The sequence below is a fragment of the Limnohabitans sp. 2KL-17 genome (assembly GCF_003063415.1).
Classification (GTDB): domain Bacteria; phylum Pseudomonadota; class Gammaproteobacteria; order Burkholderiales; family Burkholderiaceae_C; genus Limnohabitans_A.
Genome location: NZ_NESK01000103.1, coordinates 1 through 663, shown reverse-complemented (window position 1 = coordinate 663; position 663 = coordinate 1). Strand labels below are relative to the sequence as shown.

Annotated in this window: 1 pseudogene; it reads left to right on the top strand. The window is 62.1% G+C overall.

What is annotated here, in order from left to right:
- Window positions 1-663: pseudogene (locus tag B9Z45_RS17175) on the top strand (hypothetical protein); the annotation flags it as partial.

Here is a 663-nt window from a genome sequence, read left to right as displayed (position 1 = left end):
CAAAGCGGTGCAAGACAAAGCGGCGGCGGACAAAGCGGCCGGTGAAGAGATTGCTGCCAAAGCGGCCGATGAAGTTGCTGCTGCCAAAGCGCTGGTTGCTGCCCAAACTGCACTCACTACGGCCAACGCCAGCGGCACCACAGCAGAGAAAACTGCTGCCCAAGCCGTGCTCGATGCGGCCAAACTAGCAGCCGCCAAAGCCACAGCTGAAGCGGACGCGGCGGCCAAAGCGGTGCAAGACAAAGCGGCGGCGGACAAAGCGGCCGGTGAAGAGATTGCTGCCAAAGCGGCCGATGAAGTTGCTGCTGCCAAAGCGCTGGTTGCTGCCCAAACTGCACTCACTACGGCCAACGCCAGCGGCACCACAGCAGAGAAAACTGCTGCCCAAGCCGTGCTCGATGCGGCCAAACTAGCAGCCGCCAAAGCCACAGCTGAAGCGGACGCGGCGGCCAAAGCGGTGCAAGACAAAGCGGCGGCGGACAAAGCGGCCGGTGAAGAGATTGCTGCCAAAGCGGCCGATGAAGTTGCTGCTGCCAAAGCGCTGGTTGCTGCCCAAACTGCACTCACTACGGCCAACGCCAGCGGCACCACAGCAGAGAAAACTGCTGCCCAAGCCGTGCTCGATGCGGCCAAACTAGCAGCCGCCAAAGCCACAGCTGAAGC